Raw genomic sequence first — 5,561 nt, 5'->3', positions numbered from 1 at the left:
ACCGCTCTCTGACATCCGCATGGAGCTTTCAAATCATTCCAATCAACCTCAATTCGTCCACTTTCAGAGCCGAGCGCGGTCGCTTGGTCAAACAAGCGATCCCGAACGGAATCAAGCCGGACGGATGATTAGTACCGGTAAGCTGCACATATTGCTACGCTTCCACTTCCGGCCTATCAACGTGGTAGTCTTCCACGATCCTTCAGGGAAAACTCATCTTGGGAGGAGCTTGGCGCTTAGATGCTTTCAGCGCTTATCTCTTCCGCACTTAGCTACCCGGCCATGCTCTTGACAGAACAACCGGTGCACCAGAGGTGCGTCAATTCCGGTCCTCTCGTACTAGGAATTGAACCCCTCAGTTTTCCTGCGCCCACAGAGGATAGAGGACCGAACTGTCTCGCGACGTTCTGAACCCAGCTCGCGTGCCGCTTTAACCGGCGAACAGCCGGACCCTTGGGACCTTCTCCAGCCCCAGGATGCGACGAGCCGACATCGAGGTGCCAAACTTCGCCGTCGATATGAACTCTTGGGCGAAATCAGCCTGTTATCCCTAAGGTACCTTTTATCCGTTGAGCGACGGCAATTCCACATTCTACCGCCGGATCACTTAGGCCGACTTTCGTCTCTGCTCGGCTTGTAGGCCTCACAGTTAGGCGGGCTTATGCCTATGCACTCGACACATGGTTGCAGACCATGCTGAGCCCACCTTCGCGCTCCTCCGTTACTCTTTGGGAGGATACCGCCCCAGTAAAACTGACCGGCTGACACTGTTTCCCGCCCGGTTTCACGGGTCGGGGTTAGATCTTCCAACACCCAAGGGTGGTATCTCACTGATGACTCCACGATCCCCTAAAGGACCATTTCAACGTCTCCCACTTATGCTGAGCATGAGAATCGAAAAACCAATGACAGCTTACAGTTAAGGTCTATAGGGTCTTTCCGTCCTTCTGCGGGTAGGCGGCATCTTCACCGCCATTACAATTTCACTGAGCACCTGGTTGAGACAGTGCCCAACTCGTTACACGATTCGTGCAGGTCGGAACTTACCCGACAAGGAATTTCGCTACCTTAGGACCGTTATAGTTACGGCCGACATTCACGGGGACTTGGGCTCAAAGCTTCGCCTTGCGACTAACCTCTTACCTTAATCTTTCCGCATTGGTCACGTGTCACACCCTATACTTGGACTTGGCGTCTTGGCAGAGTGCTGTGTTTTTGCTAAACAGTCGGTTGGGCCATTTCACTGCGGCCCCATTTGCATGGGGCACCCCTTCTTCCGAAGTTACGGGGCTAATTTGCCGAGTTCCTTAACCAGGGTTCACTCTTGCGCCTTGGTATACTCTACCCACCCACCTGTGTCGGTTTACGGTACGGGTTCCTTAGCATGCACAGGGGCTTTTCTTGGCACAACTTCCAGCCATGCGGATCGGCCGTAGCCTCACCTCGGAATTCAATCACCTAGTGGCTTTCCATCATGCGTCCTCCCTGCTTAAGTTTCGGAAGTGCTGGAATATTAACCAGCTGTCCATCGCCTACGCGTATCCGCCTCGGCTTAGGTCCCGACTAACCCCGGGACGAAAAACGTAGCCCGGGAAACCTGGGGTTTACGGCGGACCGGGATTTCACCGGTCTTATCGTTACTCATGTCTGCATCCTCTCTTCTCAACTCTCCAGTTTCAGTCGCCATCCACCTTCAGCGTGTTGAGAATGCTCCTCTACCGCGCCTACTGATACAGTAGACACCCAGAGCTTCGGTATAACGCTTATCGCCGATCATTTTCGGCGCAAGATCTCTCGATGAGTAAGCTATTACGCACTTTTTAAATGGTGGCTGCTTCTAAGCCAACATCCTCACTGTCTGTGAAATCTCACATCCTTTCCACTTAGCGTTATTTAGGCACCTTAGCTGCTGATCAGGGTTGTTTCCCTTTTGACGATGAAGCTTATCCCCCACCGTCTCACTGCCGCGCTCCACTCACCGGTATTCGGAGTTTGATAGGGTTTGGTAGACGGGTATGCCCCCTAGCCCTTTCAGTGCTCTACCCCCGGTAATCAGCACGCGACGCTGCACCTCAATGCATTTCGAGGAGAACCAGCTATCACGGGGTTTGAATAGCCTTTCACTCCTACCCTCAAGTCATCCGAGAATTTTTCAACATTCACCGGTTCGGTCCTTCACGTCGTATTACCGACGCTTCAACCTGCTCAAGGGTAGATCACCTCCGCTTCGGGTCCAGCACGTGCAACTATGAGCGCCCTATTCGGACTCGCTTTCGCTGCGCCTCCGATCCGGAAGATCTTAGGCTTGCCACACATACTGACTCGCAGACTCATTAAGCAAAAGGCACGCAATCACCCCCGAAGGGGCTCTTACACCTTGTAGGCACAGGGTTTCAGGTTCTATTTCACTCCGCTCGCAGCGGTTCTTTTCACCTTTCCCTCACGGTACTGGTTCACTATCGGTCGCTAACTAGTATTTAGCCTTACGCCGTGGTCGGCGCAGATTCACACAACGTTCCACGTGTGCTGTGCTACTCAGGAACACCCTAGGGCCGCGTCAGATTTCGGTTACGGGGATTTCACCCTCTATGTCGGAACTTTCCAGGTCCTTCACCTATCGTCAACGGTCCCACATCGGGGTCCTACAACCCCGGAAGCAAGCTTCCGGTTTGGGCTGATCCGCTTTCGCTCGCCACTACTTACGGAATCGATTCTCTTTCTTTTCCTCCGCTTACTGAGATGTTTCACTTCAGCGGGTCTCGCGTGTCTTTCCCTATTTCATTCAGGAAAGAACGATGGCGTATTAACACCATCAGGTTACCCCATTCGGAAATTCCCGGATCAAAGCTTGTTTGCAGCTCCCCGAGACTTATCGCAGCTTATCACGTCCTTCATCGCCTGTTAGCACCAAGGCATTCACTCTGTGCCCTTCAAAGCTTGATTCCTTTGTTCGAAATCAGCTCGTTCGTGCAGATCACCTGCGATCATGCCGTAAAGCGATCGTGGTTTGACCTGCGGCCGGGTGAGTCACACCGGCAAATCTATCTTGTATACCAAGGACCGCGCAAATAATGGCTCATGTGAACAATTGATTTTTTGCAGTCTCTTGAAAAACTTTATTTCTCCATACGGATGTCAAAGAGCGGTTGCTCGCTCACAATTTCATGTTCCTTCAACCTTCGTTTCGAAAAGTGGTGGGCCTGATAGGACTCGAACCTATGACCCCCGCCTTATCAAGGCGGTGCTCTAACCAACTGAGCTACAGGCCCAGTGATTCCCATAACCCGCTTGCCACCAGATGACCTCAATTGAGACCATGGGGCTCGAGACGGATCGTGAAAGATGGTGGAGGTTAACGGATTCGAACCGTTGACATTCTGCTTGCAAAGCAGACGCTCTACCAACTGAGCTAAACCCCCTCTCGAAGGAGGATTGAAGAAGAAGAGGACGAAAGCTAAATCGTGTGCTGCGGTCAGTCGGATAACACGCGGTTAATATAATATTTTGGTGCGGCGCTCATCGCGTTCTCCGCAGCCCCTTTCATCATCACTGATGATTGCCATTGCTGGCGTTTTCTGGGGCCTCGACCTGTTGCAGGGACCTTGAGAAGGTTTGCAACTACTCCATAGAAAGGAGGTGATCCAGCCGCAGGTTCCCCTACGGCTACCTTGTTACGACTTCATCCCAGTTACCAGCTTCACCTTAGGATCGTACGATACTTCGGGTGCTACCGGCTTCCATGATGTGACGGGCGGTGTGTACAAGACCCGGGAACGTATTCACGCTGCCGTAGCTGATGCAGCATTACTAGCGATTCCGGCTTCATGGAGGCGAGTTGCAGCCTCCAATCCGAACTGGGCCCAGTTTTGTAGATTTCCTCCACCTCGCGGTCTCGGTTCTCATTGTGCTGGGCATTGTAGTACGTGTGCAGCCCAAGGCGTAAGGGCCATACTGACCTGACGTCGTCCCCACCTTCCTCCCAGTTGATCTGGGCAGTCTGAACAGAGTCCCCACCATAACGTGCTGGCAACAGTTCACAGGGGTTGCGCTCGTTGCGGGACTTAACCCAACATCTCACGACACGAGCTGACGACGGCCATGCAGCACCTGTGGAAGTCCCCCGAAGGGTCACACGCTTTCACGTGCTTAGAAATCCATGTCAAGCCTTGGTAAGGTTCTTCGCGTTGCATCGAATTAAGCCACATACTCCACCGCTTGTGCGGGTCCCCGTCAATTTCTTTGAGTTTTAGCCTTGCGGCCGTACTTCCCAGGCGGTGCGCTTAACGCGTTAGCTCCGGCACAAGGGGGGTCGAATCCCCTCACACCAAGCGCACACCGTTTACTGCCAGGACTACAGGGGTATCTAATCCCTTTTGCTCCCCTGGCCTTCGAGCCTCAGCGTCAGATGTTGTCCAGTAGCTCGCCTTCGCCACGAGTGTTCCTCTCGATATCCACGCATTTCACTGCTACACCGAGAATTCCAGCTACCTCTCCAACCCTCAAGCATGGCAGTATCGGATGCAGTTCCGGGGTTGAGCCCCGGGATTTCACATCTGACTTACCACGCCGCCTACGCTCCCTTTACGCCCAGTGATTCCGAACAACGCTTGGGACCTTCGTATTACCGCGGCTGCTGGCACGAAGTTAGCCGTCCCTTCCTCTTCCGGTACTATCAACCCTGCCGGCTATTCACCGTCAGGTCTTACTCCCGGATGACAGGAGTTTACAATCCGAAGACCTTCATCCTCCACGCGGCGTTGCACCATCAGGGTTTCCCCCATTGTGAATTATTCTCGACTGCTGCCACCCGTAGGTGTCTGGACCGTGTCTCAGTTCCAGTGTGCCTGATCATCCTCTCAGACCAGGTACCCGTCGTCGCCTTGGTGAGCCGTTACCTCACCAACAAGCTGATAGGCCGCGAGCCAATCCTGCAGCGGCAGCTTGCGCCACCTTTACCCTTGCGGGACCATGGGGTATTAATCCGCCTTTCGGCGGGCTATTCCCCACTGCAGGGCATGTAACTCACGTGTTACGCACCCGTGCGCCACTGACTGAAGCGGTATTGCTACAACTTCAATCCGTTCGACTTGCATGTCTTAAACACGCCGCCAGCGTTCGTTCTGAGCCAGAATCAAACTCTCCGTAAAAAACGTATGCGACCGACTCTTGCGAGCCGTTCGTCAAATTGACCGTTCAGTCCCAACCCGAAGGTTGACCTGAACACCACGCGCATCTTCATGCACGCAGCACACAATTTAGCCTTTTCCTCTTCACCCGGCTTGTTTGGCCCGGAGCTTGCTATTGATCAGGAATTCCGAAGAATCCCATCCCAAGCAACTCCAGCGACCTTTGGCCGGGCCATGTTTTGTGAAAGATCTTGTTTCGAGGGGACTAAAAAGCCGACCGGATTCTTTCTTCAGTGAAGAAGAACCACGATCGACTCTCGTCTCTCGCGCCGCGCTTGGTGCCGCGCGGCGGGGAGAACCTAGACCGCCCGACCCCCGTGGGTCAACATCTTTCGTGACGGTTTTTTGAAGATTCTTCCCGATCCCGAGCTAAGC

The 5,561-nt window shown here is 53.5% G+C and carries 2 tRNA genes and 2 rRNA genes; all 4 read right to left on the bottom strand.

Annotated elements, in window-relative coordinates:
- Positions 1 to 107: 107 nt before the first annotated feature.
- Positions 108 to 2,943 (bottom strand): 23S ribosomal RNA (locus OKA04_RS24310).
- A 249-nt stretch (positions 2,944 to 3,192) separates the two neighbouring features.
- Positions 3,193 to 3,269 (bottom strand) — tRNA-Ile (locus OKA04_RS24305).
- A 74-nt stretch (positions 3,270 to 3,343) separates the two neighbouring features.
- Positions 3,344 to 3,419 (bottom strand) — tRNA-Ala (locus tag OKA04_RS24300).
- A 210-nt stretch (positions 3,420 to 3,629) separates the two neighbouring features.
- Positions 3,630 to 5,147 (bottom strand): 16S ribosomal RNA (locus OKA04_RS24295).
- The 16S and 23S rRNA genes sit together here with 2 tRNA genes alongside, the layout of an rRNA operon.
- Positions 5,148 to 5,561 lie beyond the last annotated feature (414 nt).

Origin of the sequence: Luteolibacter flavescens, from assembly GCF_025950085.1 — a bacterium.
GTDB lineage: Bacteria > Verrucomicrobiota > Verrucomicrobiia > Verrucomicrobiales > Akkermansiaceae > Haloferula > Haloferula flavescens.
Note: the sequence above shows the minus strand (reverse complement) of the source record. Positions and strands in the feature narration are given on the sequence as shown.